General features: G+C 45.7%; 25 protein-coding genes, 1 riboswitch and 1 other annotated feature. Of the genes, 16 read left to right on the forward strand and 9 right to left on the reverse strand.

Annotated elements, in window-relative coordinates:
• Nucleotides 1–155: 155 nt before the first annotated feature.
• Nucleotides 156–1,460 carry an inosine/guanosine kinase gene (locus tag RH46_RS19210; protein ID WP_006881192.1) on the forward strand — a complete coding sequence of 435 codons (1,305 nt, stop codon included), beginning with the start codon at nucleotides 156–158 and terminating at the stop codon, nucleotides 1,458–1,460.
• Between the two features lie 94 nt (nucleotides 1,461–1,554).
• Here the strand turns inward: RH46_RS19210 and RH46_RS19215 are convergent, their stop codons facing one another.
• Nucleotides 1,555–1,962, reverse strand: a complete 408-nt coding sequence (locus RH46_RS19215; RefSeq protein ID WP_006881193.1) for an H-NS family histone-like protein — start codon at nucleotides 1,960–1,962, stop codon at nucleotides 1,555–1,557.
• A 577-nt stretch (nucleotides 1,963–2,539) separates the two neighbouring features.
• A riboswitch (Lysine riboswitch) is annotated at nucleotides 2,540–2,721 on the forward strand.
• 113 nt (nucleotides 2,722–2,834) lie between these two features.
• Here RH46_RS19215 and tet(35) point away from each other — a divergent pair.
• The 9 genes from tet(35) (at nucleotide 2,835) to hisIE (ending at nucleotide 11,958) form a co-directional block, all read left to right on the forward strand.
• Entirely contained in the window at nucleotides 2,835–4,436 is a 1,602-nt protein-coding gene (gene tet(35) / locus RH46_RS19220; protein WP_006881194.1) for a tetracycline efflux Na+/H+ antiporter family transporter Tet(35), read from the forward strand.
• Between the two features lie 176 nt (nucleotides 4,437–4,612).
• Nucleotides 4,613–4,749 (forward strand) — a sequence feature (His leader region).
• Nucleotides 4,750–4,802: 53 nt separating this feature from the next.
• A complete protein-coding gene (gene hisG, locus RH46_RS19225) occupies nucleotides 4,803–5,699 on the forward strand; it encodes an ATP phosphoribosyltransferase (RefSeq protein ID WP_006881195.1) in 897 nt (298 codons plus the stop codon).
• Nucleotides 5,700–5,704: 5 nt separating this feature from the next.
• Entirely contained in the window at nucleotides 5,705–6,997 is a 1,293-nt protein-coding gene (gene hisD / locus RH46_RS19230; RefSeq protein WP_006881196.1) for a histidinol dehydrogenase, read from the forward strand.
• Nucleotides 6,998–7,007: 10 nt separating this feature from the next.
• Nucleotides 7,008–8,048 carry a histidinol-phosphate transaminase gene (gene hisC / locus RH46_RS19235; RefSeq protein WP_006881197.1) on the forward strand — a complete coding sequence of 347 codons (1,041 nt, stop codon included), beginning with the start codon at nucleotides 7,008–7,010 and terminating at the stop codon, nucleotides 8,046–8,048.
• Nucleotides 8,049–8,106: 58 nt separating this feature from the next.
• Complete coding sequence (gene hisB / locus RH46_RS19240; protein WP_006881198.1) at nucleotides 8,107–9,180, forward strand: bifunctional histidinol-phosphatase/imidazoleglycerol-phosphate dehydratase HisB; 1,074 nt, start codon at nucleotides 8,107–8,109, stop codon at nucleotides 9,178–9,180.
• A gap of 11 nt (nucleotides 9,181–9,191) precedes the next feature.
• Entirely contained in the window at nucleotides 9,192–9,806 is a 615-nt protein-coding gene (hisH, locus tag RH46_RS19245) for an imidazole glycerol phosphate synthase subunit HisH (protein ID WP_006881199.1), read from the forward strand.
• A 27-nt stretch (nucleotides 9,807–9,833) separates the two neighbouring features.
• Nucleotides 9,834–10,571, forward strand: coding sequence for a 1-(5-phosphoribosyl)-5-[(5-phosphoribosylamino)methylideneamino]imidazole-4-carboxamide isomerase (hisA, locus tag RH46_RS19250; RefSeq protein WP_006881200.1), 738 nt, complete (start codon nucleotides 9,834–9,836; stop codon nucleotides 10,569–10,571).
• Nucleotides 10,553–11,326, forward strand: coding sequence for an imidazole glycerol phosphate synthase subunit HisF (gene hisF, locus RH46_RS19255; RefSeq protein WP_006881201.1), 774 nt, complete (start codon nucleotides 10,553–10,555; stop codon nucleotides 11,324–11,326). Before hisA ends, hisF begins: the two co-directional genes overlap by 19 nt.
• On the forward strand, nucleotides 11,323–11,958 hold the full coding sequence (gene hisIE / locus RH46_RS19260; RefSeq protein WP_006881202.1) for a bifunctional phosphoribosyl-AMP cyclohydrolase/phosphoribosyl-ATP diphosphatase HisIE: 636 nt from the start codon (nucleotides 11,323–11,325) through the stop codon (nucleotides 11,956–11,958). Before hisF ends, hisIE begins: the two co-directional genes overlap by 4 nt.
• 132 nt (nucleotides 11,959–12,090) lie before the next feature.
• Here the strand turns inward: hisIE and RH46_RS19265 are convergent, their stop codons facing one another.
• Nucleotides 12,091–13,296, reverse strand: a complete 1,206-nt coding sequence (locus RH46_RS19265; protein WP_006881203.1) for a putative manganese transporter — start codon at nucleotides 13,294–13,296, stop codon at nucleotides 12,091–12,093.
• 325 nt (nucleotides 13,297–13,621) lie between these two features.
• Here RH46_RS19265 and RH46_RS19270 point away from each other — a divergent pair, with 325 nt between their 5' ends.
• Nucleotides 13,622–14,527, forward strand: coding sequence for a manganese-dependent inorganic pyrophosphatase (locus RH46_RS19270; RefSeq protein WP_006881204.1), 906 nt, complete (start codon nucleotides 13,622–13,624; stop codon nucleotides 14,525–14,527).
• A 69-nt stretch (nucleotides 14,528–14,596) separates the two neighbouring features.
• Nucleotides 14,597–14,974, forward strand: a complete 378-nt coding sequence (locus RH46_RS19275) for a DUF2750 domain-containing protein (RefSeq protein ID WP_006881205.1) — start codon at nucleotides 14,597–14,599, stop codon at nucleotides 14,972–14,974.
• Here the strand turns inward: RH46_RS19275 and RH46_RS19280 are convergent.
• The 7 genes from RH46_RS19280 to pspF all read right to left on the reverse strand — a co-directional run bounded on the left by RH46_RS19280 (nucleotide 14,971) and on the right by pspF (nucleotide 22,106).
• Complete coding sequence (locus RH46_RS19280; RefSeq protein ID WP_006881206.1) at nucleotides 14,971–15,753, reverse strand: DUF2927 domain-containing protein; 783 nt, start codon at nucleotides 15,751–15,753, stop codon at nucleotides 14,971–14,973. The genes RH46_RS19275 and RH46_RS19280 overlap by 4 nt on opposite strands.
• 8 nt (nucleotides 15,754–15,761) lie before the next feature.
• A complete protein-coding gene (locus RH46_RS19285) occupies nucleotides 15,762–16,547 on the reverse strand; it encodes a peptide ABC transporter ATP-binding protein (RefSeq protein ID WP_006881207.1) in 786 nt (261 codons plus the stop codon).
• Complete coding sequence (locus RH46_RS19290; RefSeq protein WP_006881208.1) at nucleotides 16,544–17,542, reverse strand: peptide ABC transporter ATP-binding protein; 999 nt, start codon at nucleotides 17,540–17,542, stop codon at nucleotides 16,544–16,546. Before RH46_RS19290 ends, RH46_RS19285 begins: the two co-directional genes overlap by 4 nt.
• Nucleotides 17,542–18,429 (reverse strand): putrescine export ABC transporter permease SapC, encoded by an 888-nt coding sequence (sapC, locus tag RH46_RS19295; RefSeq protein ID WP_006881209.1) that lies wholly within the window; start codon nucleotides 18,427–18,429, stop codon nucleotides 17,542–17,544. Before sapC ends, RH46_RS19290 begins: the two co-directional genes overlap by 1 nt.
• Nucleotides 18,416–19,378, reverse strand: a complete 963-nt coding sequence (locus RH46_RS19300) for an ABC transporter permease (protein ID WP_006881210.1) — start codon at nucleotides 19,376–19,378, stop codon at nucleotides 18,416–18,418. Before RH46_RS19300 ends, sapC begins: the two co-directional genes overlap by 14 nt.
• Complete coding sequence (gene sapA / locus RH46_RS19305) at nucleotides 19,378–20,997, reverse strand: ABC transporter substrate-binding protein SapA (protein ID WP_006881211.1); 1,620 nt, start codon at nucleotides 20,995–20,997, stop codon at nucleotides 19,378–19,380. Before sapA ends, RH46_RS19300 begins: the two co-directional genes overlap by 1 nt.
• Before the next feature lie 116 nt (nucleotides 20,998–21,113).
• Nucleotides 21,114–22,106 carry a phage shock protein operon transcriptional activator gene (pspF, locus tag RH46_RS19310; protein ID WP_006881212.1) on the reverse strand — a complete coding sequence of 331 codons (993 nt, stop codon included), beginning with the start codon at nucleotides 22,104–22,106 and terminating at the stop codon, nucleotides 21,114–21,116.
• Nucleotides 22,107–22,307: 201 nt separating this feature from the next.
• Between pspF and pspA the strand changes: the two genes are divergently transcribed.
• The 4 genes from pspA (at nucleotide 22,308) to RH46_RS19330 (ending at nucleotide 24,846) form a co-directional block, all read left to right on the forward strand.
• On the forward strand, nucleotides 22,308–22,976 hold the full coding sequence (gene pspA / locus RH46_RS19315) for a phage shock protein PspA (RefSeq protein WP_006881213.1): 669 nt from the start codon (nucleotides 22,308–22,310) through the stop codon (nucleotides 22,974–22,976).
• 80 nt (nucleotides 22,977–23,056) lie between these two features.
• A complete protein-coding gene (gene pspB / locus RH46_RS19320) occupies nucleotides 23,057–23,290 on the forward strand; it encodes an envelope stress response membrane protein PspB (RefSeq protein WP_006881214.1) in 234 nt (77 codons plus the stop codon).
• A complete protein-coding gene (pspC, locus tag RH46_RS19325) occupies nucleotides 23,253–23,672 on the forward strand; it encodes an envelope stress response membrane protein PspC (RefSeq protein WP_174263853.1) in 420 nt (139 codons plus the stop codon). The genes pspB and pspC overlap by 38 nt, the downstream gene beginning before the upstream one ends.
• 142 nt (nucleotides 23,673–23,814) lie before the next feature.
• Nucleotides 23,815–24,846: an efflux RND transporter periplasmic adaptor subunit gene (locus RH46_RS19330; protein ID WP_006881216.1), complete on the forward strand. Its 1,032-nt coding sequence runs from the start codon at nucleotides 23,815–23,817 to the stop codon at nucleotides 24,844–24,846.

The following is a 24,846-nucleotide window of genomic DNA, read 5'->3' on the forward strand; positions in this document are numbered from 1 at the left end:
CCTCCTCTTATTTACTACTCCCTGATTCGGCAATGATTTAATTATCGGTGCAAACGTTTGCTATAATTCCTCTAGTTGCCGCGCTAAAGAGGGCAAGGTAGAATCCGGCATCCTTTCATCCCTTATTCAGAATCCTTTACGGCAGAAAAACAGTTATGAAATTTCCTGGTCAACGTAAATCGAAGCATTACTTTCCTGTTCACGCTCGCGATCCTCTTGTGACTCAATCGCAAGAGAGCAAAAAAATGTCGCGCACGCATATTATTGGTATTGATCAAACCTTGGTTGATATCGAAGCGAAAGTAAGTAGCGAGTTGATTGATAAATATAAATTGAGTAAGGGACACTCACTAGTCATTGATGATGAAACAGCTGAAGCTCTTTATAACGAGCTGAAAGATTGTCAGCTTATTACTAACGAATATGCTGGTGGCACTATCGGAAATACGCTTCACAACTATTCAGTCTTAGCTGATGACCGTTCAACACTGCTTGGTGTTATGAGCCAGGATATTAAAATTGGTAGCTATGGTTACCGTTATTTGTGTAATACGTCTAGCCGTATGGATCTTAACTATCTGCAAGGTGTTGATGGTGCAATTGGTCGCTGTTTTGCACTTATTACTGAAGATGGTGAACGTACTTTTGCAATTAGTGAAGGTCAGATGAACCAACTTCATCCTGATAGTATTCCAGAAAAAATCTTTAAAAATGCTTCGGCTCTTGTACTAACTGCTTATTTAGTTCGTTGTAAAGCAGGCGACCCAATGCCTGAAGCAACAATGAAGGCGATTGAGTACGCTAAAAAATATGATGTTCCTGTTGTATTAACTCTGGGAACTAAATTCGTTATTCAAGATGACCCTCAATTCTGGCAGGAATTCCTACGTGATCACGTAAGTGTTGTGGCAATGAATGAAGACGAAGCGGAAGCATTAACTGGTGAGTCGGATCCACTGGCTGCATCAGACAAAACTCTTGAATGGGTTGATTTGGTATTATGCACTGCTGGCCCTGTTGGTTTATTTATGGCGGGTTACACAGAAGAGTCAGCTAAGCGTGAAACCTCTCTACCATTGTTGCCGGGTAGTATTGCAGAATTTAACCGTTACGAGTTTAGCCGACCTGCTTCTAAAGCATTATGCGAGAACCCAATTAAAGTTTATTCACATATTTCTCCATATATGGGTGGTCCGGAAAAGATCAAAAATACTAATGGTGCAGGGGATGCGGCACTATCTGCTCTGCTGCATGATATGGCAGCAAACAAATACCATAAAGAGAACGTGCCTAACTCGAGCAAGCATGCATACTCTTATTTGACTTACTCTTCGTTCTCACAAGTTTGTAAGTATTCGAACCGTGCAAGTTATGAAGTTCTGGTTCAGCATTCACCTCGTTTGTCACGTGGTCTGCCAGAACGTGAAGATAGCTTAGAAGAAGCGTATTGGGAGCGTTAATCTGCTAATAAAATAAAACCTCACTGAGGTGAGGTTTTGTAGATATATAAAAAGCGCCTTTTAGGCGCTTTTTTATTAGAGACAGTAAATCAAATTAGATTAGGAAATCGTCCAGAGATTTACCAGCGTCTAGCTGTTCTTGAATTGCAGAAGGCGTACGACCTTGACCTGTCCAAGTTTTCTCTTGGCCAGAGTTGTCAGTGTACTTATATTTAGCTGGGCGAGGAGCACGCTTAGATTTAGCTTTGCCTTTAGTCTCACCAGCAAGAGCAGAGATTAATGCATCAACGTCGATACCGTCGCTTGCAATTTGTTCTGCGATTGCTGCTAGTTTTGCTTCTTGTTCAGCTGCTTGAGCACGTTCTGCTTCTTCTGCTTCTTTACGCTCGCTAACAACAGTTGTTAGTTTATCTAGTGCTTCTTCAAGCTGCTCAAGCGTAAGTTCACGTGCGAAAGCGCGCAGGCTGCGGATGTTTAATAGAGTTTTAGTTAGTTCCGACATTAATTCATCTCTTCGTAATATAAGTTGCCGATAAAAGAATCATAAACTTCATAGTTAAATAATACAATCTTCTAACTCAAAAATTATAGAAAATAAGTGATTAGTCGATATTCTCAAATGTAATTAATTAAACTCAGAGTAGAAATTGAGTGATTTAGTGGATTGCTGAAATAATCAAGAAATCAGTGTCATTATGGTTTCATATCAATGTTTAGTCAGTCATATATCAACGCTATTAATTGTAAGGGTATTCTTTGTTGTAAATCTAAGACGATTAAACAATTGCAATCCGTTGAATGTCGTTAGATTCGTTTAAACTAATAAAGTTTACACTTCGACAAAACAAATCTGATTTTTCGCAATCAGTATCATGCTTGTAAGGCGAAACGAATATTAAACCGGATGACTATTCAATTGGCGCGGAAAGTTAGTCAGCGGCTTTTGCTAAGATTAATTAACAATAAAATCGAATAATATGTTGAATCGGACTTCAGGTTAAGTACAATGGCCGGAACCTAATGCGGTTCGTTGGTTAAATTATTGTTAAATTGACTTTTCGATAGTTTAAAGTTCCATCAATCGCGGTAGAGGCGCGGGATAAATCAGTAATGTTTGTTGGGGTGATGCCAATGAGCAAACACGAAAGGTTATTTCGCCGAAGTGAGTATCTACATCAAAGGAACTTGCTGGGGTTACACTCGAAAGGGGTAACACTGCCATAGTCTATAATTTGTAAAACTATGGAGCGCTACTGTAGGGCTGGGTCAGGCATTCGCTTGCTCGTCGCTTATTTCAATTAATTGATTGGAAATGACTTCCTTCAATTAGTCTGCAGTAGATCTCTAACCATTTATTACTGGTTTTTGAAGATCATGAATTTAATTGATTTTGCATCATCTCCTTTATCTCTTTTGCCACCGTTAGTGGCTCTGAGTCTTGCTATTGTAACGCGCCGTGTTCTTGTATCACTGGGTGTCGGCATCGTTCTTGGCGCAATCCTGCTTAATGACTACTCTGCAGCGAACACGCTCGGGTATGTAGGTTCTACGGTTTCTAGTGTATTTGTTGAAGACGGTGGTCTTAACGTCTGGAATATGAGTATTGTTGGTTTCCTTATCCTACTGGGTATGATGACAGCACTACTTACTCTTTCAGGTGGTACGCGTGCGTTTGCCGAATGGGCGCAAACTCGTGTAAAGAGCAAACGTGGTTCAAAACTACTTGCCGCGTTTTTAGGTGTCTTCATCTTTGTCGATGATTACTTTAACAGTCTTGCTGTTGGCGCAATTTCACGTCCAGTGACAGACCGTTTCTACGTTTCTCGTGCAAAGCTAGCCTATATTCTTGATTCTACCGCTGCACCTATGTGTGTCATCATGCCAGCATCAAGCTGGGGCGCATACATCATGACTATCATTGGTGGTATTCTGGTTTCTCACGGAATCACAGAGTACTCAGCTCTGGGCGCTTACGTTCGTCTGATCCCAATGAACTTCTACGCTATTTTCGCATTGCTAATGGTGTTTGCGGTAGCCTGGTTTGGTCTGGACATTGGCAAGATGCGTGAACATGAGATTTCAGCATCACGCGGCCACGGTTTTAGCAAAGAGCAAGCTGAAGATAGTCAGGAAGCACACGATCTGAACGAAGAGCTAGATATTCGTGAGAGCGAAGGTGGTAAGGTATCTGACCTTATCCTGCCAATCGTCTTCCTTATCATTGCAACTGTTGCCTCTATGCTTTACACCGGTGGTCAGGCGTTAGCGGCTGATGGGGTGGAGTTTAATCTGCTTGGTGCTTTCGAGAATACTGACGTTGGTACCTCTTTGATTTACGGCGGTCTGGTTGGTCTGGCATTTGCTCTGTTTACCGTGCTTAAGCAAGGCATTGCGATGACAGAAATCTCTCGCACACTATGGATCGGTGCGAAATCTATGTTCGGCGCAATCTTAATCCTGGTGTTTGCCTGGACGATCGGTTCAGTTATCGGCGACATGAACACTGGTAAGTACCTGTCTACGCTTGCACAAGGCAACATCAATCCACATTGGCTGCCTGTTATCCTGTTCTTGCTATCTGGCTTGATGGCATTCTCTACAGGTACGTCTTGGGGTACTTTTGGCATCATGCTACCAATCGCGGGCGATATGGCGGGTGCGACGGACTTGGCTCTAATGCTACCAATGCTAAGTGCTGTGCTGGCAGGTTCTGTATTTGGTGACCACTGTTCGCCAATTTCGGACACGACTATTCTGTCGTCTACAGGTGCACGTTGTAACCACATTGATCACGTTTCTACTCAGCTGCCTTACGCACTGTCTGTAGCCGCGGTGTCATGTATTGGTTTTGTCACATTAGGTATGACGGCATCAATTGGTCTGTCGTTTGCAGCGTCGAGCGTCGCATTTGTTGCAGTTTGTGTGCTGCTGTCAGTGCTATCTAAGTCTAAAATGGCTAGCTGTCAAAACGCGTAATACCATCATTTGAAAGATAATTTTTAAGGGAGCTTCGGCTCCCTTTTTATTTGTATATGACAAAATTAAAAAAGTTTAAATAAATGGTTGAAAAATGTTGATAGCTTAGTTAGTGTGGATATCAACAAAGCGAAACAGAAGAGCTTATTAAGTATGCGTAAATTAGTCATGAATATTCATCATCACCATCACCCAGTCTAGTCTTTCGGGAGATGTACGCATACCCGGGAGACAGGAAACTCCCGGAGGCTAAAATCGCAAACTACAAGATTTAGAACCCTCGGGAGAACAACTCTTCCGAGGGTTTTTCAGTTTTAGAATCTTAAAAAGTTTATAAATTTCAAAAATTTGCACAGGGATATAGCAATGCAAACACAACGCCTAAGAATCGCAATCCAAAAGAAAGGTCGCCTGAGTAAAGAGTGTCAGACACTGCTTAAGAAGTGCGGCGTTAAATTCAACATCATGGGTGAGCGCCTGGTTGTTCACTCACTAAATATGCCAATTGACCTGTTACTTGTTCGTGATGACGATATCCCAGGTCTGATCATGGACGGTGTGGTTGACCTTGGCTTTATTGGCGAGAATGAACTAGAAGAAGTTCGCCTTGATCGTAAAGCGCTTGGTGAACCAAGTGACTTTGTTCAACTACGTCGCTTAGACTTCGGCGGCTGTCGTCTTTCAATCGCTATCGACAAAGATGCTGAGTACAACGGTCCTCAGGATTTAGCTGGTAAGCGTATCGCAACCACTTACCCTCAACTACTTAAAGCCTACATGGATGAGCAGGGCGTACCATTCTCAACCTGTATGCTGACTGGTTCAGTAGAAGTTGCACCTCGCGCAGGTCTGGCTGATGCAATTGCTGATCTGGTATCGACGGGCGCAACGCTAGAAGCAAATGGCCTGAAAGAAGCAGAAATCATCTTCAAATCTAAAGCGACACTGATTCAACGTGTTGGCGAATTTGATGCGGACAAGCAGGCTCTGATTGAAAAGCTACTGACTCGTATGCAGGGTGTTCAGCAGGCGAAAGAGTCTAAATACATCATGCTACACGCTCCAACAGATAAGCTTGAGCAAATTAAAGCTCTGCTACCGGGCGCTGAAGATCCAACAGTGTTGCCTCTGTCTGCTGAAAAGAACAAGGTCGCTATTCACCTGGTAAGTACTGAGAACTTGTTCTGGGAAACGATGGAACAGTTAAAAGAGCTAGGTGCTAGTTCAATTCTTGTACTACCGATTGAAAAAATGATGGGGTAACGGCCATGAGAACAGTTGTTTGGCAATCACTGAGCGAATCGCAGCAAGACTCTATTCTTGAACGCCCTGCGATTACCGAAGGTGCAAATATCACTGCTGCGGTTTCTGAGGTTATCGGCAAAGTTCGTAAGCAGGGTGATGCAGCCCTCGTTGAACTCACAGAAAAATTTGATGGCGTTAAGCCAGCGTCTATCCGTGTTTCAGAGCAAGAGGTTGAAGCAGCATGTGACCGTTTGACCGATGACATGAAACAAGCACTGAATCAGGCATACTCGAATATTGCTAAGTTCCATAAAGCGCAAAAACCGCAACCAATCAAAGTGGAAACTCAACCGGGTGTGGTATGTGAGCAGGTAACGCGTCCAATTCAAAAGGTGGGCCTTTATATTCCGGGTGGAAGTGCGCCACTGCCATCGACTGTTCTAATGCTTGGTGTTCCGGCAAAGATTGCTGGTTGTCGCAAAGTGGTATTGTGTTCTCCTCCACCTATCGCAGATGAGATCCTGTATGTCGCCAGATTGTGTGGTATCGACGAAGTCTACAATGTCGGTGGTGGTCAGGCAGTAGCCGCTATGGCTTACGGCACAGAAACCGTTTCTAAGGTTGATAAGATTTTTGGTCCGGGTAACGCGTACGTTACTGAAGCGAAACGTCAGGTGAGTAATGACTTCCGTGGTGCTGCTATCGACATGCCAGCAGGGCCGTCAGAAGTACTGGTTCTTGCTGATGAAACCGCAGACCCAGATTTCATTGCTGCTGATCTTCTTAGTCAGGCTGAACACGGTCCGGATTCTCAAGTGGTCTTAGTCACACCGTCACCAATCATCGCAGACCAGGTGACAGATGCGGTTCAGCGTCAGCTTCGAGAGTTATCTCGTGCTGAGATTGCTGAAAAAGCGTTGGCATCGAGTTTAATCATCATTGCTGAATCGATTACTCAGGCAGTGTCTATTTCTAACTATTATGGTCCAGAGCACCTAATTGTTCAGACTAAGCAGCCTCGTGAACTGCTGCCATTGTTAGACAATGCTGGATCAATTTTCCTCGGTGACTGGTCACCGGAGTCGGCTGGCGACTATGCGTCTGGTACTAACCACGTATTGCCAACTTACGGTTACACTCGTACATACTCTAGCCTTGGCTTGGCTGACTTCTCTAAGCGTATGACAGTGCAAGAGTTGTCTGCAGAAGGGTTACAGAATCTGGCTCCAACCGTAGTCACGATGGCAGAAGCGGAAGGTCTCGACGCGCACAAACGCGCAGTGACCATCCGTGTAGAAAAACTGGCTAAGGCGTAAGGTGGCAGAGATGGAAAAGCTAGCACGTAAACAGGTTCAACAGTTAACGCCTTACCTATCTGCTCGTCGAATTGGCGGCACAGGTGATGTTTGGCTCAACGCTAACGAATCGCCATTCAACAATGAATACAAGACCGACTTTGCCCGTCTGAATCGCTACAGCGAATGTCAGCCTAAGGAGTTAATAGAGGCCTACGCAGCGTATGCTGGTGTGAAACCAGAGCAGACTCTGACCTCTCGCGGGGCTGATGAAGGTATTGAGCTGCTTATCCGAGCTTTCTGTGAGCCGGGTGAAGATGCGATTCTCTACTGCCCACCGACTTACGGTATGTACTCGATCAGCGCAGAAACTATCGGCGTAGAGCGTAAAACAGTGCCACTAACGCAAGATTGGCAGCTTGATCTGGACGGCATTGAACAAAATCTTGATGGCGTGAAGTTGGTATTTGTATGCAGTCCAAACAATCCAACGGGTAACCTTGTTAAGCGTGAAGATATTGTCTCACTGCTTGAGATGACAAAAGACAAAGCAATTGTTGTGATGGATGAAGCATACATCGATTTCTGTCCGGAAGCGTCTACTGTTGATCTGCTTGAACAATACCCAAATCTGGCGATTTTGCGCACTTTGTCTAAAGCGTTTGCGCTGGCGGGGCTGCGTTGTGGTTTCACTCTGGCAAACCAAGAGCTAATCAATGTACTGCTAAAAGTTATTGCTCCTTACCCAGTGCCAATTCCAGTGGCTGAAATTGCAACTCAGGCATTGTCTGAAGCAGGTTTGGCACGAGCTAAGTTCCAGGTGTTGGATCTCAATGCTAACCGAGCATACTTGCAGGTTGGATTATCCATGATTGACGGCTTAGAAATATTCGAAGGTTGGGGCAACTACCTACTGGTTAAATTCCCTGACGGTGATGCATTATTCAAAGCTGCGTGGGACAGTGGAATTATTTTACGTAATTCACCAATCGAAAACTGTGTTCGAATTAGTGTAGGCAGTCGTGATGAGTGTGAAAAAACACTCGGCTTTATCAGAAATTATTACAACTAAAGAATCACTGGCAGTTGCCTGTTGTGACTGCCAAATATTTTGAAATAAGGAAGTTCCAGTGAGTAAGCAGCAAAAAATTCTTTTTATTGACCGCGACGGCACCTTAATTGTTGAGCCACCGGTTGATTTTCAAGTCGATCGTTTAGACAAGTTAAAACTCGAGCCATTTGTTATTCCTAGCCTGTTGGCACTGCAAGACGCTGGCTACCGTTTGGTTATGGTGACAAACCAGGATGGCCTGGGGACAGACAGCTACCCACAAGATGAGTTTGATGCGCCACACAACATGATGATGGAAATCTTTGAATCTCAGGGTGTTAAGTTCGACGACGTACTTATCTGCCCACACTTTGAAGAAGACAATTGCTCATGTCGTAAGCCTAAGCTAGGTATGGTTAAAGAATACCTACAAGGCGGCAAAGTTGATTTCCAGAACTCGGTTGTGATTGGTGACCGACAGACCGACCTTCAACTGGCAGAGAACATGGCAATTCAAGGTATCCAGTACAACCCTGAGACCATGGGCTGGAAGCAGATTCTTAAAGACCTGACCGTCAAAGCGCGTGTTGCACAAGTAGTACGTACCACCAAGGAAACGGATATCAAGGTACAGGTCAATCTGGATGAGCAGGGTGGCAATAAGATTTCCACCGGACTGGGTTTCTTTGACCACATGCTGGATCAGATTGCTACCCACGGTGGCTTCCAGATGGTTTGTCAGGTTGAAGGCGATCTGCATATCGATGATCACCACACCATTGAAGATACTGCATTGGCATTAGGTCAGGCACTTAAAGATGCGCTGGGCGACAAACGTGGTATTGGCCGTTTTGGCTTTAGTCTGCCAATGGATGAGTGCTTAGCTCAATGTGCACTTGACCTCTCGGGTCGTCCATATCTTAAGTTTGATGCTGAGTTTAGCCGTGAACAGGTGGGAGACCTATCGACGGAAATGGTCGTGCACTTCTTCCGCTCTCTGACTGATACACTGGCTTGTACTCTGCACCTTTCTTCTGCTGGCGACAACGATCACCACATCATTGAAAGTCTGTTTAAAGCCTTTGGTCGTACACTTCGTCAGGCAATTAAGGTCGAAGGTACTGAGTTACCAAGCAGCAAGGGCGTACTGTAAGGAATAAGGTTATGACAGATCAGAAAGTTGTCATTATTGATACCGGGTGTGCCAACGTTTCATCAGTAAGATTCGCGATTGAACGCTTAGGCTACCAAGTTACGATTTCAAAAGATCCACAAGTGGTATTGGCTGCGGATAAGTTGTTCCTTCCGGGCGTTGGTACTGCCAGCGAAGCAATGAAAAACCTCGAGCAGCGTGACTTGATCGAACTGGTTAAACAGGTTGAAAAGCCATTGCTGGGGATCTGTTTAGGTATGCAGTTACTGGGCAAACTATCGCAGGAAAAAGGTCAGAAAGCAGATGACATTGTTGAATGTCTTGGCCTTTGTGAAGGTGAAGTCCGCTTAATGGATACTGGTGACTTACCGTTGCCGCATATGGGCTGGAATACAGTGACGGCAAAACCGGGTCACCCGTTGTTTAAAGGCATTGAAGAAGGGGAGTACTTCTACTTCGTCCACAGCTTCGCAATGCCGGTTGGTGACTACACCATCGCCCAGTGTGATTATGGCAATCCATTCACTGCAGCGGTACAGAGTGGCAACTATTATGGTGTGCAGTTCCACCCAGAACGTTCATCTAAAGCCGGTTCGAAGCTTATTCAGAACTTTTTAGAGCTGTAGTTAAAAGAATTGAAAGGAAATAGTTCAGTGATTATTCCAGCATTAGATTTAATTGAAGGTCAGGTGGTTCGCCTATATCAAGGTGATTATGGCCAAGTGACAGAATACAAAGTTGATCCAGCACAGCAGTTTAATCTTTATCATCAGGCAGGAGCGAACTGGTTGCACTTGGTTGATCTGACCGGTGCAAAAGACACTACCGCGCGTCAGCTCGATTTGATCGCCAAACTGCTCGCAAGTACTCCTGCAAATATCCAGATTGGTGGCGGCGTGCGCAGCGAACAGGATGTTGTTGACCTTTTAGAAGCAGGTGCGCAACGAGTTGTCGTCGGTTCTACGGCAGTTAAACAACCAGAGCTAGTAAAAGGCTGGATGGAAAAATACGGTGCAGAGAAAATCGTTCTTGCGCTGGATATTAACATCGATGAGCAGGGCGTGCGTAAAGTAGCGATTTCTGGTTGGCAGGAAGATTCGGGTGTCACCATTGAAGCGCTTATTAATGATTACCTGACCGTTGGCCTGAAACACGTGCTTTGTACTGATATTTCGCGTGATGGCACACTTGAGGGCTCTAACGTAGAACTCTATGTGGATTTGTGTAAGCAGTACCCACAAGTTCAGTTCCAGTCATCTGGTGGTATCGGCTCGCTGGCCGACATTGAAGCACTTAAGGGCAGTGGTGTCGCTGGTGTGATTGTTGGTCGCGCACTGCTCGATGGCAAGTTCACTGCAGAGGAGGCATTTGCATGTTGGCAAAGCGAATAATTCCATGTTTAGATGTTCGTGATGGGCAAGTGGTTAAGGGCGTACAGTTCCGTAACCACGAAATTATCGGCGACATCGTTCCTCTTGCGCAGCGTTATGCTGAAGAGGGAGCAGACGAGCTGGTTTTTTACGATATTACTGCCTCTAGTGACGGTCGTGTGGTCGATAAAAGCTGGGTTAAGCGAGTCGCTGAAGTGATCGACATTCCTTTCTGTGTCGCTGGTGGTATTAAATCAGCGGAAGACGCAGCGCGAATTCTCGAGTTTGGTGCCGATAAGGTGTCAATTAACTCTCCAGCACTGGCGAACCCACAGTTAATTACTGATCTTGCCGACAAGTTTGGCGTTCAGTGTATTGTAGTGGGTATCGATTCCTATTTTGATAAAGAGACAGGTAAGTATCAGGTCTACCAGTTCACCGGTGATGAAGCCCGAACAAAGGCAACTCAGTGGGAGACTCGTGACTGGGTACAAGAAGTACAAAAACGTGGCGCTGGTGAAATCGTGTTAAACATGATGAACCAAGACGGTGTACGTAACGGTTATGACCTGGAACAGCTCAATATGGTACGTGAAGTGTGTAAGGTGCCGCTGATTGCTTCAGGTGGAGCGGGTGCCATGGCGCACTTTGCTGAGGCGTACCAGAAAACCAACGTAGATGGTGCGTTAGCGGCATCGGTATTCCACAAACAGGTCATCAATATTGGTGAACTGAAACAGTATCTGAAACAACAAGGTGTAGAGGTGCGTTTATGAGTTTCACGGCAGCAGAAGTTAATACGTTAGCTGAGCGTATTAATTGGGATAAAGTCGATGGCCTTGTCCCTGCGATTGTCCAGGACTTTCAATCCAGTCAGGTGCTAATGATGGGTTATATGAACCAGGACGCTTTGGTTAAAACCGGTGAAACGGGTAATGTGACCTTTTTCTCTCGCACTAAAGAGCGCCTTTGGACCAAAGGTGAAACATCAGGTAACGTTCTTCAGCTAAAGAATATCGCCCTAGATTGTGACAGTGACACCCTGCTGGTTAAGGTTGACCCGATTGGACCAACTTGCCATACAGGTACCACCACCTGTTGGGATGGCGATAAACAAGAAGAGTCGCAAATGGTGTGGCTTCATCAACTTGAGCAGCTACTGGCTGCCCGCAAGAACGCCGATCCAGAGTCCTCTTATACCGCGCACCTATATTCCCGTGGCACCAAGCGTATTTCGCAAAAAGTGGGTGAAGAAGGCGTTGAAGTCGCGCTTGCGGCGACGTCGGGCGATAAGGAGGAGTTAGTTTGTGAATCTGCTGACCTTATTTATCACCTGATGGTATTACTACAAGATCAAGGTTTGTCGATGAACGATGTGGTCAACAAACTAAAGGAACGCCATAAGTAATTCTGCTTTGTCGTAACGCCCTAACCTGAAAGCCGTAAGTGAACCTTACGGCTTTTGTTTTTATAAAAGAAATAGCGCCCTCTAGTGGGGCGCTTATAGGGTCTGACGACCTAGCCATAGACACTGTTAGTGTTAGATTTCGAACAACAAGTAGTAGCCATAACCGACAATAAAGGCGGGGATGGCTGAATAAATAGTCGCGACTAATGCCGCCTTTGGTGCTAACGCAATCGCTGGGAATAGCGCATCACCATCATTGGATATTGCATTAGCCAGCTGAGCTGAAAGTGGCGCTGCGCCAGCGATATACAAACTAGTGACCAGAATTTGTGGTCCACAACCTGGCAACAAGCCGACGATAAGACCCATTAACGGCATCCAAGGTCCCCAACCAGCAAAAGTGGTTGCCAGATCGACTTGACCAAAAAAGGCCACCAGTTCAAAGGCCATAAAGGCGATAATGACCCAGGCTGTCACGAAGTTGGTGTCTTGCGCCGCTTTTTGAATTGGATGAGAGGAGACCTGCTTAGTATCTTCAGCAACGGTTGACTCGTAGTCTTTAATCTCTTTAGTCAGGGACCATAGTAAGGTACTGGTGATAATCAGTGCGGCACCAAGCCACTCGATAGTCATTTCAGGCCAGCCTAACAACTGGTTGATGTCTATCTGGAAAGAACCCAGTAAGGCAATCACGGTTGCAGGTAGCAAAAGCCACTTCCAGAATACACCCTGTAAATTAATCGCGCGCTGTTCAAACCCTTTTGTCGGTGTCTGGCACTGACTTACGCGACCGATAACTTGTTCAGCCTGCGGGCGTAGGAAGTCATCGGCATGTATCTCGTTGACTACCCAACCGGAAATACAGCCAACCATAACACCAAGACCGATCACCGCGAATCCGATATCAGGCTTGCTTGCGAGCAGCAAGAAGGCGGCATCACCCATGGTAGAAGTCAGCACTGCCACTATGGCACCGAACCCAACTCGTCCGCTGACAAACTGAGTCGTGACGATAATGGCACCGCCACAACCGGGCAGTGCACCAAGCAGAGCGGCAAATAAAACCTGATGGTTGCGCGAGCTCTGATATAGGTTGACCAGCTTATTCTCCTGACTGAAGAAGCCAGACAGGTAGTGATAAACCGCCAGTGTGAATGCGACATAACTGGATACCGCCCAAAAAGCATCTGACAGTGTGTTTACACTAACTAAGCGGGTAGTAGGGTTGGCAATCAGCACTAGCAGAGAGATAGGCAGCAATAGGCGCTTATAAGCCGGAGAAAATTGTGACAGTGTCAACCAGCTTGGCAAGATTTGATGAAGACGTAAAGAGCTCATAGATAGCTAACCTTGAATGCGAATTATTATCAATAATATGCTAATGAGAATTATTTGCAATAAAGAGTTTGTGTTTTTGCCCATCAGATTCACAACAAGATAATAACCGGATGACTGCTAGGGTCTTGTTGGCGAAGATTACATTAGAACAGTGTGATAAGTGCTAAACTTATATGTAGAGCGGCGTGTAATGAAGCGAATAGTCATGGCTTATGCCGAAATATTCTCGCCCAAACGATGACAAACAGTCAGAATCAGGTAAAATATCGCCCTCGTGAGTAATGGCCCATTGTATGGGTAGAAATTTAGTCAGATAGGAAAAAAGATGATTCTAGTTGTAGGTCACAAGAACCCTGATAGTGATAGTATCTGTAGTGCATTGGTAGCCACTGAACTACTTCAAGCACGTGGCGTTGAAGCTATGCCTATTCGCCAAGGTGAGATTAACCGTGAAACCCAACACATCCTAGAAGTTGCTGGTGCAGAAGTTCCTGAACTGCGCACTTCAGTAGCGGGTGAGAAAATCTGGTTAGTAGACTACTCAGATCTAGCACAAGCACCGGATGATGTGGCTGAAGCAGAAATTCTTGGTATCGTTGATCACCACCGCCTAGGTGACGTGATGACAATCAACCCAATGGAAGCTTGGATCTGGCCTGTTGGTTGTACTAACACAGTACTGTTCAACATGTTCAAGATTGAAGGTCACGAAATCAAACCTCAAATCGCTAAGCTTATGATGTCAGCAATCCTATCTGACACAGTAGGTTTCGCTTCTCCAACATGTACGCAAAAAGATAAAGATGCAGTTGAAGAACTAGCAAAAATCGCTGACGTATGTGATGTAGACGCTTTCATCAAAGATCTATTGATTGCTAAGACAAACATTGAAGGTCTATCTGCTGCTGAGCTAGTTGAGAAAGATCTGAAAGGTTACCCATTCAACGGTCGTGATGTGGTTGTTGGTCAGGTTGAACTTGCAACTCTTGAGCAAGTAGACGGCATGATCGAAGCACTAGAAGCTGACCTTGAGCGCCGTTGTGCTGAAGAAGGTCTGGCGTTTGCTGCAGTAATGTTGACAGACATCACTACAGCTCAGACTCGTCTACTGTACAAAGGTGAGTGGGCAGAGAAGCTAGTTAAGCATGAAAAAGATGGCATGCTAATGATGGAAAACACTCTAAGCCGTAAGAAGCAAGGCTGGCCTTGGCTTCAGACTGAACTGGCTTAATTTTCCAAGCTCAACGTATTCTAAGCGCCCATGGCTATTGCCGTGGGCGTTTTATTTAGAGGAATCAAAATGTCACTATCTAAAGAGCAGTTAGAGTCAGTAAACAAGATGCGTCCAGATGAGCGCTTTAACTACTGTATCAAAGAGATCGCTAAGCACCGTCAAGTTTGGATTCTCACCGACGAACACGGCTGCGTTATGCTCAATACTGAGGATGAAGATTGTGTTCCTGTGTGGCCTCATCAAGAGTTTGCAGAGCAGTGGGCGACGGGAGAATGGGAACACTGTAAAGCAGAATCTATCTCTACCGCTAAATGGTTCAGTCGTTGGACTTACGGTCTGGAAGATGATGAGCTATCCGTTGTCGTGTTCCCTAACGATAACGAAGAAGGGGTTGTGCTATACCCTGATGAGTTTGAATTCGAACTTAAAAAACGCAGCAATTAATAGCCGATGAGCTGAAATAACTCTCCGCTTTTTGCTACAGAAACGGCCCGTTTAAGCGTGCCGTTTTTTTTATAACTACGCAAAATTTTGGCGACGATTGGCTTCACTTGTTGCTCACTCATTCCGACCTTTAACTCAGGTTCATAGAGCAGCTTTAGCAATACCACATCCAAAGGAGAAAGCAGATCTTCCGGGGTCTGGTCATTGAAGATCGATGGGTAGGCGCTTTCTGAATCGTTAGGTAAGCCAAGGACCTGGGTTATCTCTTCAATGATGCAAGCCAGCAATTTTCCATGTTCTCTCGCCTGATCAACAGGGATAATGATAGCCGCACCCGACATAGCGCCATCGCGACCGATCCGATATCCAGCTTTACATATCGCACCATAAACATTATCTAATGCGGGTGTACCTAGCTCACGCTCGATATCTTTACGCCATTGAGATTCTTGAGTAAATATCCAGATAATATTGGCTTGCTGCCTTGATGAAACACGGGAGATAGGGTGGCCGGTTATCTCTTGTAGATGACGAATGTGCGCATTGGTCAGTTCGTCATGGAGCTCGCGGTCTGGTACCTTGTGGTCGACCCAGATACGTATCGGTTGGTTCCATTTTACCAGCGGTTTGTTGCCGGCAGAGTACTCATTACGCAGTGCAACGTTAATGAAGGCATTCTCAACAAACTTGGTGTCTAACCAAGTCTGTTGATTGGCATAAGCAAGCACTGAAGAGCTGAATAGTGCCGCAATCAGTCCGGTTAACGCTATCCTTAGCATCTGGTTTCCTATTTGAAGCAGGTGGCTTTGTTAAAGTGACTTTCGACTAGCCTTTGCGTGATGGGGTGTTGTGGGCAGGAAAGCACCTGGTGTGTCTCTCCACTCTCAACCACTTCACCTTCATGCATCACCATCACTTTGTCAGTAATGTGTTTTACCACACCAATGTGCTGCGATACGTAGACAAAGGAAACCCCCATCTCTTCTTGTAGTTCCAGAAATAGGTTGATGATTTGCGAACGCATCGCCATATCGAGACCGTTAAGCGCTTCATCCGCGACGATGATCGATGGCTGCAATATAAGCGCACGAGCCAAACAGACACGCTGCTTTTGGCCAGTAGCGAGCATCTGCGGATAGAAATAGGCGTGCTCTGGTAGTAAACCAACTCTAAGCAAGGTCTCCTTGACTCGTTTAATACGGGCTTCTGGTGGCATGCTGGTATTACGCTTGAGTGGGCCTTCAAGAATACGACCAATTTGGATTCGAGGATTTAAAGAGGTGTTGGGGTCCTGAAAAATCATCCGAATCAGTTTGCAGCGTGTCGAGTAGTCTTCGTGTTCTAATAACTCACCGTTAACGCGAATCTCGCCTGAGGTCGGCTCGACTACGCCAGATAGCATGCGTGCTAAGGTCGATTTTCCAGAACCATTCTGGCCAATAAAACCTATTGTCTGACCTGCTTCAAGGCTAAAACTGACAGGCTTGACTGCTTCATGAACCTGCTTACGAAATAGCCCTGCACGAGTGATAAAGGTTTTGGATAGATCGTTGACTTCTAATAGAGCGCTCATGCTTTTTTCTTCTCCATGTTTAGTGGGAAGTGGCAGGCGAACTTGTGGTTCTTTATTCTTCGAGTCATAGGAATTTCTACACATTGGCGCTGAGCATAAGGGCAACGCGGCCCCAGGCGGCAGCCAATCGGCAAGTGCTGCAAGGGAGGAATAGTACCTGGCAGCGATTGCAGTTTCTCTTTATGGGGAATCCAGTCACTGAAATCTGGCATCGCTTTTAGCAGCGCAACAGTGTATGGATGCTTCGGTTTACTGAGGATCTTCTTGGTGTCAGCAGACTCTACTGATTGGCCACAATACATTACTGTGATTCGCGTCGCCCACTGAGTGATTGTTGTTAAGTCGTGACCAATCAACATGATAGAAGTATTGTGCAACTGGTTCATTCGACTCAATAGACGCAAAATCTGCGATTGAGTAATAGGATCCAAGTCGTTGGTTGGTTCATCAGCAATCAAGAGCTTTGGTTTGGCCGCAATCGCCATGGCAATCATGATCTTCTGACATTCACCATCCGTCAGCTCGTAGGGGTAGCTGTGCATAATTTGCTGGTGGTTTTTGATACCAACCTTATGCAGCAATGCAGTTGCCTGCTTTCTACGCCATTTAAAGCGCTCCCACCATTTACCTTCAAATGAGCGGGAAGGTATCGCTTCAATAAGCTGTTTACCGACCTCTTCAGATGGGTCAAGGCAAGTAGATGGCTCCTGAAAGATCATCGCGATATCGCGAGCAATGACACGGCGGCGCTCTTTTGGGGTTAACTGAAGCAGATCGACATTGCCAAGACGCATACGGTCAGCGGTGACCTTCCAGTTATCCTTACAAACGCCAACGATAGCTTTCGCTACCAGACTTTTACCGGAACCTGATTCACCTACTAAGCCACGAATTTCGCCTTCGTTCATGGTCAGGCTCATGCGGTCGACCGCTTTCATCATGCCCTGAGGCGTTTCGATCTCGATAGTGAGATGGCGGATATCTAGTAAAGGCATTATTCGATCCCCGCATTCAGTGCTTGGCGAACACCTTCACCAACAAGGTTTATGACAATAACAGTAAACATGATTGCAAGGCCGGGTAGGGTCACAGTCCAGGGAGCAAGGTAAATCAATTCTACGGAGTCGCCCAAAATAGCGCCCCATTCAGTACTCGGTGCTTGAGCACCTAAGCCCAAGAAGCCCAGAGCGGTAATATCCAAAATCGCAATTGACCATGCCAGTGTCACTTCGCTAGCCACTACGACAAGTACGTTTGGCAGGATAGAGTTCCACAGCAGATAGAAATCGTTAGCGCCATCCAGGCGAGCCGCCATGATGTAATCTTTTTCCACTTCGGTATGCACCGCTATATAAACTGAACGGACAAAACGAGGAATCAATGCCAGGCAGATCGCCAGTAAGATATTAAATTCACCAAAGCCGAGAAAAGCGACGAAGATAATAGCTAAAAGTAGTGATGGAATTGACATCACTGTATCAAGTAAGTGGTTCAGCGTGCTGGACAGCAGGCCTTTCGTCATACCGGCAAGAACACCGATGATACAGCCGACGACTGTAGCAATTATGGTAATTAACAGAGCCGCACCAAAGGTTAAACGTGAGCCTTCAATCAGACGAGATAGGATGTCACGTCCGAGGTCGTCGGTGCCGAGGAAGTACTCTACCGTACCAGCAGGATTCCATGACGGTGGGATCAGCAGCTCGCCAGTTTGTGCCTGTGGATCGTGAGGGGTGATCCATGGAGACAGCAGGGTAATCAAGACGATGATCGACAGACACCATAAACCAAACATCGCAAGGTTGTTGGCTCGGAAACTGCGCCAGAATCGCTCGAACTGAGTCGGGATGCGCTCTTCTTGATAGACGTTATCGGTTAGCATACCACTCTTTCCTTACTAGCGGATTGATCATAGCGCCAATCAAATCAGACAGAATATTGGCTGTCAGAACAAAGGTGGCGACAACAATAACGCCTGCCTGAATAGAGACATAATCTTGCTGAGATAGTGCATCTAATAGCCAGCGGCCAATGCCCGGCCAGTTGAAGATGGACTCGGTGATAATTGCCAGAGTCAGCATACTCGACAACTGAACCCCAATCTTTGGAATGATAGGTGGAATCGCGTTGCGCAGTACATGCTGGGTAACGATCTCGTGAGTCGAAAGACCTTTAATTCGCGCCGCACGAATGTAGTTTTGTCCCATTACTTCTGCGACCGAAGTACGCATCAGGCCGATAACCTGAGTGGTTGGCGCAAGAGCCAGTACCAGACAAGGCAGGATCAAGTGTTCAATGACACTTTGCAGAGCGTGTGCGCGATAGGCACCATTGGCAAAAAACGCATCAATGATGGCGAAGCCAGTGACATGATCGATTTGGTACAACAGATCGTAGCGTCCACCAACAGGGAAGACCTCAAAGTGCAGTGAGAACACCATGATCATCAACAGAGCAATCCAGAATAGTGGCGCCGAGTAACCTGACATAGAAGTAAACGAGATGGCAGTATCAATCCATTTGCCTTGCTTCATGCCAGCCAGCGTACCAATTGGAATGCCGATAAATAGTGAGATAGTAAAGGCGATTAGACACAGCTCCAGTGTCGCAGGGAAGACGGTTTTCAGCTCATCAATGATCGGCACACCGATTTTGTTAACGCCGAAGTTAAGCTGCATCAACTCACCAAGGTAAGTTAGCCAACCACTCCAGAAGTCTTGCAATGCCCACGCAGAGTTAGGTTCTAAACGTAAAATGCTGAAACCGACCATCGTCAGGATAAGCAGAGTGATAATAAACAGGTTAAGTCGTCGAACGGAATACAACAGCATTACTGTAACCTCTCGACGGTATCAAATGGCTGAGCATTAAACGGGCTCACTTTGAATCCTTTTAATGAAGTATCATGCGCTTGCATCTGCATACCATGGTTTAATGGAATGACAGGAAACTCCTCATTGAGGATGTTTTGCGCTTGTTTGTAGAGGTTCTTACGGTAACGCAATTTATCGACTTCAAGCGCCAAATCGAGCAAGAAATCAAAGTCTGGATTACACCAGCTTGAAACGTTAAGTCCCACGCGTTTTGAATCACATGATAACAACGGGCGCAAGAAGTTGTCCGGGTCTCCGGTATTGGCAATCCAACCGGTTAGATAGAGGTCGATATTGGCGTTACTATCGAGATGACTGCGATCAAAACGGTCGTTGGTCATCAGGTTCAAGGTAATACCCACATCGGCAAAGTTAGCTTGAATCAGTTCTGCCGTTTTACGCGGGCTAGGGTTGTAAGCTCTCGGCTCTAACGGTACTGACATCGTTAGTTCAAGGCCTTTACTGTAACCGGCTTCGCGCAGCAACGCTAAAGCGTAGTTACGATCATAACGAATCTGAATAGCGTCTTTTTGATAAGCCCACGAAGACGGTGGCAGAACCGAGTAAGCCTGGCTGCCGGTACCGTAATAAACGGAATCAAGAATATTCTGGCGATTGATCGCGTAGTTAAGTGCCTTACGCACACGAGCATCGTTTAAGGCAGGATGAGAGGTGTTAACCGCGACAAAAGAGATGTTCATCGCAGGCTTAGCCGTTAACTGGACATCATCATTCTGTTCGATAATAGGTAACTGGCTCGAAAGCGGTGAGTTGAGGACATCACACTCCTTACGTAACAGTTTTGCCAATGTACCCGTGCCGCGCTGAGAAATATCAAACACCACCTGTTCCATCTTAGGTCGTGTTTTCCAGTAGCCATTGTGACGTTTAAGGCGAATAAGGTCGTTAACCTGATATTCGGCAAGATAGAAAGGACCTGTACCGATAGGGTGACTATCAAGCATGCCTTTTTCATCACTCAGTTCCAGTTGCAGAGCATACTCTTTTGAAAGAATGACCGCATGGCTAGTCGCAATGTTGGAGAGAAAGCTGTTGTCCGGACGGCTTAAAGTGAATTTCACTCTATGAGGGGAGAGTGCAGTGACATCAACAACTAAATTACTAAAATCGATACCACTAAACCAAGGGTAAAGCCCACTACCAACGTAGTGAAAAGGGTTAGTGCTATCAATAATGCGATGAAAACTGAACACGACATCATCGGCGTTCATCGCGCGAGATGGGGTGAACCAGGCGGTATTTTGAAACTGAACACCTTTGCGTAAATCAAAGATGTATTCTGTGCCTTCTTTATTGACCTTCCAACTGGTTGCCAGACTTGCAACTGGTTGATAGTTGTCATTATCTAGGGTCAGCAAAGTGTTATAAATCTGAGGGCTTAAGGTTTCTGACGTAATTCCACTGTCAACCAACTGAGGGTTGAATGTCGATGGGCCGCCCTGACCACAATAGACAAATCCTTTTTGGCGGATTTTGTTGTGATCAATTTCTTCACCACAGCCCGCTAACAGGCTGAGAGTAAATAACCCTAATGTAAACTGTATGAATGCTTTCATAGAAAGAACAATTGTCTGGGACAAAGCATAATGGAACTCATCATTATGCCTTAAGATCCTCATAATTTACCACTAAATACAATCAGTAACCAAAGCAAAACCACAGTTTTGCTAGGTTAATTTAGGTTTGTCAGGTCGTACTTACGAACCATGCCTCTTAATTGATGGTAGCTCAGCCCGAGCAATTCCGCGGCTTTACGTTGGTTGAACTGGCTCTGCTTAAGCGCTTCAGTCAAAATCAACTGATCTTGTTGCTCCTGCCAAAGTTTATAGTCGAGAGGAAACTCAAAGCTTGTGAGTTCGGTTTTATCTGCTTCTTCACTGACGGTGACAGTCTGTTGCCAGTCAGATTGGAAAGGGTCGAAGACCAGACTTTCGATAGGATCCTGCTGTTGGCCATGTTGGTACACGGCGCGCTCGATAACGTTCTTTAGTTCACGGACGTTACCCGGCCACTGGTAGTGGCGAAGACTCTGTTCCGCCTGCGCTGAAAAGCCAACAAAGTAGTCAAAGCCGAGCTCTCGACACATCTTAATCGCGTAGTACTCGGCGAGTAGCAAAATATCTTCCTGTCGCTCACGTAACGGTGGCAGGTGAATGACATCAAACGCCAGTCGGTCTAGTAGGTCAGCTCTGAAATCACCTTTTTCGGCCATTTGAGGAAGGTCTGCGTTGGTTGCACACACCAAACGAACATTGGCATTGAGTAACTGGTGTCCACCAACACGCTCGTATTGGCCATATTCAATCACTCGTAATAACTTTTCCTGGACCAACAATGGAGCCGTTGCGAGTTCATCCAGAAACAGAGTGCCGTTTTCAGCGCGTTCGAAACGCCCCTTGTGGCGACCTTTTGAACCCGTAAATGACCCTTGCTCGTGACCGAACAGTTCTGAGTCGATTAAGCCTTCACTAAGCGTTGAACAGTTAAGGGAGATTAATGGTTGATCCCAACGTTTTGATAGATAGTGTAATCGTTGAGCGATGAGTTCTTTACCTGTACCACGTTCGCCAATAATTAGCACAGGTCGCTCAATCGCCGCCAGTTTTGAAACTTTATCGAGTACCGAGAGAAAAGCGGGAGACTCTCCAATGAGGTTTTGCTGCATGCCATTGCTCCGTGGCGAAATTTACCAATTGTTGGTTAAATTCAACATACTAATTGGTGTAATGCAATGGTCTTTTTGTTAACTGATTGATTTTAAGTGGTTTAATTTCTGGCACGCTATTTGTTATAGAGAATAGGGAACACCGAATATTGTTGAGCCGTCAGACAACGGTTCGCGTTAACTGTAATAAGGAGCCTAGCTATGGGTATTTTCTCTCGATTCGCAGACATCGTTAATTCAAACATCAGCGCTCTACTGGATAAAGCTGAAGATCCAGAAAAAATGATTCGTCTAATCATTCAGGAAATGGAAGACACACTAGTCGAAGTACGTACTAACTCGGCTAAAGCCATTGCTGACAAAAAAGAGTTGGCGCGTAAAGTGGAGTCAATCGAAGACTCAATTAATCAGTGGCAGGAAAAAGCGACTCTGGCATTGACTAAGCAGCGCGAAGATCTGGCGCGAGCGGCTCTGATTGAGAAACAGAAACTGCAAGATGTTCTTAAAGGTCTGCACACTGAACAGACGCTGGTAGAAGAGACCATTGACAAACTAACCGGTGAAATTGGCAAGCTTGAAACTAAAATCACTGAAACTCGTGCTAAACAACAAGCACTGGCAATCCGTAGCCAGACGGCGTCAAATCGTCGTGACGTGCAGAAACATCTGCATACTGCGCGTACTAGTGAAGCGATGGCAAAGTTCGAGCAGTACTCCCGCAAGATAGATGAGATGGAAGCAGAGGCGGATCTATACGCTAAAACGGGTAATGCAAAGTCATTAGATCAAGAGTTTGCAGAGCTGCAAGCTCAAGACGAAATTGAGAAAGAGCTACAAAAACTTAAGCAGCAGATGGAAGAGAAAAAGTAATTCTCAATTTGTTTTGTTAATTTAAATAGGCAGACAGTCTAACTACTCAAATTCGTCTGCCTTTATTAAGGAGTTATTGTATGTCGTCATTTCTAATTGCTGGGCCGTTGATTGTCTTTCTGATTTTTGTTGCACCACTGTGGCTGTTTCTCCATTACCGTAGTAAGAAAACGGCCAGCACAGGGTTATCGAGCGAAGACTTGCAACGCTTGGAGCTGCTATCGACAAAAGCAGAAAATATGCAAAAGCGTGTTGATACGCTAGAGCGTATTCTTGATGCGGAATCACCAAGTTGGAGACGTCGTTATGAATAAACGTGAGTTATACCGTGATACGGTCAATGGTAAATTGACTGGGGTATGTGCAGGTTTGGCTAATTACTTCTCACTAGAAGTTTGGTTGGTACGAATTCTTGTCATATCTGCGGCTCTACTAGGTGGTAGTTTCTTAGTTTTACTCGCTTATGTGGCGATGACCCTGATGATCGAGAAGCAGCCAGACAACTACGTAGAAGCGATTAAAGCGCAGCAAGAGCACAAGCTCAAAAACAAACCGTGGCAACAAGGTCAGACACCAGATATGTTGCTTAATACTATCGAGAAAGATTTCGATCAGTTAGAAACACAAATCCGTGACCTTGAAGCTTATGTCACGTCGGATGCCTTTAAAGTCGATAGAGAATTTAAAGCCCTATAATCTTTGGACTCAAAAGTGCGACTTTCGACTCATATAATGGGCAAATTATTAATTTTCATAATAATTTACCTCAACCGCTGTGGAAGTCGCGTTATCATTCATCTATCTTTGTAACTAGTAGCTACAAATGGATGATTGACACATGCATAAATCTTTGTTGTTGCTTGCCATAACTTCTGCGCTCAGCGGTTGTGGCAAGGAGCTCCCTCCTGTTCCAGAACCAGAATCCAGACCCGCTAAGTTATTCACAGTCTCTGTTGGCAACGCCCAGTTTGAACGAAACTTTCCTGCCACATCAGAAGCTGGTGATAGAGCCGTATTGGCCTTTCGAGTACCCGGACAAATGCAATCTATCGATGTGCTTTCCGGGCAGATGGTCAAAAAAGGTGACGTTTTAGCTTCACTTAATCCCGATGAATACACCTTGCTAGCCAAGCAGGCGGAAGCGCAGTTCCGTTTGGCTGATGTTCAGTATCAGCGTTATAAAAAGCTGCGTAAAGATAAGGTCGTTTCCGAACAAGACTTCGATCAGGCCAAGGCGAACCATAACTCTGCGAAAGCCACATTGGAGCAAGCGAAAGCCAACCTCAGATACACCAAATTGGTTGCCCCTTACGATGGAACAATCTCAATTGTCCCTGCAGAAGAACATGAGTTCATTGCAGCCAAACAAGGTGTAATGAATATTCAGACCAATCAGCTAATGAAGGTGATTTTTCAGTTGCCGGATCATCTGCTGAACAAGTTTGCTAGCGGCGTTAACCTAACGGCCACTATGACGTATGACGCATTCCCGAATAATCAGTATGAGTTGATCTTCCAGGAAGTCGACACTGAAGCTGATCCAAAAACCGGTTCGTACAAGGTAACTATGATTATGGAGCGTCCTGCTGATGTTGGCATACTTCCGGGTATGGCAGGCTCTGTCCACGTTGCGGTTGAGTCGACCGGAGCAACCCAGATTCCTCAATCAGCTTTAATTGAGCAAGACGGTAACACCTACGTGTGGCGTGTTGACTCTGACGGTATTGTTTCGCAGGCGCAAGTTGAGCTAAACGATAGACGTCAGGTGCAGGATGGTCTCAGTGAAGGCGATCAGATCATTGTCTCTGGTGTCAGTGGGATTGAGCCTGGGATTAAAGTTCGTGAATGGATTAAAGAGCGAGGGTTGTAA

Origin of the sequence: Vibrio brasiliensis LMG 20546 (assembly GCF_000189255.1) — a bacterium.
Lineage (GTDB): Bacteria > Pseudomonadota > Gammaproteobacteria > Enterobacterales > Vibrionaceae > Vibrio > Vibrio brasiliensis.

Bases quoted from the DNA above. Each gene is read 5' to 3' on its own strand.
- RH46_RS19210 (WP_006881192.1), top strand. From the start codon at position 156: ATGAAATTTCCTGGTCAACGTAAATCGAAGCATTACTTTCCTGTTCAC.
- RH46_RS19215 (WP_006881193.1), bottom strand. From the start codon at position 1,962: ATGTCGGAACTAACTAAAACTCTATTAAACATCCGCAGCCTGCGCGCT.
- hisG (WP_006881195.1), top strand. From the start codon at position 4,803: ATGCAAACACAACGCCTAAGAATCGCAATCCAAAAGAAAGGTCGCCTG.
- hisD (WP_006881196.1), top strand. From the start codon at position 5,705: ATGAGAACAGTTGTTTGGCAATCACTGAGCGAATCGCAGCAAGACTCT.
- hisC (WP_006881197.1), top strand. From the start codon at position 7,008: ATGGAAAAGCTAGCACGTAAACAGGTTCAACAGTTAACGCCTTACCTA.
- hisH (WP_006881199.1), top strand. From the start codon at position 9,192: ATGACAGATCAGAAAGTTGTCATTATTGATACCGGGTGTGCCAACGTT.
- hisF (WP_006881201.1), top strand. From the start codon at position 10,553: ATGTTGGCAAAGCGAATAATTCCATGTTTAGATGTTCGTGATGGGCAA.
- hisIE (WP_006881202.1), top strand. From the start codon at position 11,323: ATGAGTTTCACGGCAGCAGAAGTTAATACGTTAGCTGAGCGTATTAAT.
- RH46_RS19265 (WP_006881203.1), bottom strand. From the start codon at position 13,296: ATGAGCTCTTTACGTCTTCATCAAATCTTGCCAAGCTGGTTGACACTG.
- RH46_RS19270 (WP_006881204.1), top strand. From the start codon at position 13,622: ATGATTCTAGTTGTAGGTCACAAGAACCCTGATAGTGATAGTATCTGT.
- RH46_RS19275 (WP_006881205.1), top strand. From the start codon at position 14,597: ATGTCACTATCTAAAGAGCAGTTAGAGTCAGTAAACAAGATGCGTCCA.
- RH46_RS19280 (WP_006881206.1), bottom strand. From the start codon at position 15,753: ATGCTAAGGATAGCGTTAACCGGACTGATTGCGGCACTATTCAGCTCT.
- RH46_RS19285 (WP_006881207.1), bottom strand. From the start codon at position 16,547: ATGAGCGCTCTATTAGAAGTCAACGATCTATCCAAAACCTTTATCACT.
- RH46_RS19290 (WP_006881208.1), bottom strand. From the start codon at position 17,542: ATGCCTTTACTAGATATCCGCCATCTCACTATCGAGATCGAAACGCCT.
- sapC (WP_006881209.1), bottom strand. From the start codon at position 18,429: ATGCTAACCGATAACGTCTATCAAGAAGAGCGCATCCCGACTCAGTTC.
- RH46_RS19300 (WP_006881210.1), bottom strand. From the start codon at position 19,378: ATGCTGTTGTATTCCGTTCGACGACTTAACCTGTTTATTATCACTCTG.
- sapA (WP_006881211.1), bottom strand. From the start codon at position 20,997: ATGAAAGCATTCATACAGTTTACATTAGGGTTATTTACTCTCAGCCTG.
- pspF (WP_006881212.1), bottom strand. From the start codon at position 22,106: ATGCAGCAAAACCTCATTGGAGAGTCTCCCGCTTTTCTCTCGGTACTC.
- pspA (WP_006881213.1), top strand. From the start codon at position 22,308: ATGGGTATTTTCTCTCGATTCGCAGACATCGTTAATTCAAACATCAGC.
- pspB (WP_006881214.1), top strand. From the start codon at position 23,057: ATGTCGTCATTTCTAATTGCTGGGCCGTTGATTGTCTTTCTGATTTTT.
- pspC (WP_174263853.1), top strand. From the start codon at position 23,253: ATGCGGAATCACCAAGTTGGAGACGTCGTTATGAATAAACGTGAGTTA.
- RH46_RS19330 (WP_006881216.1), top strand. From the start codon at position 23,815: ATGCATAAATCTTTGTTGTTGCTTGCCATAACTTCTGCGCTCAGCGGT.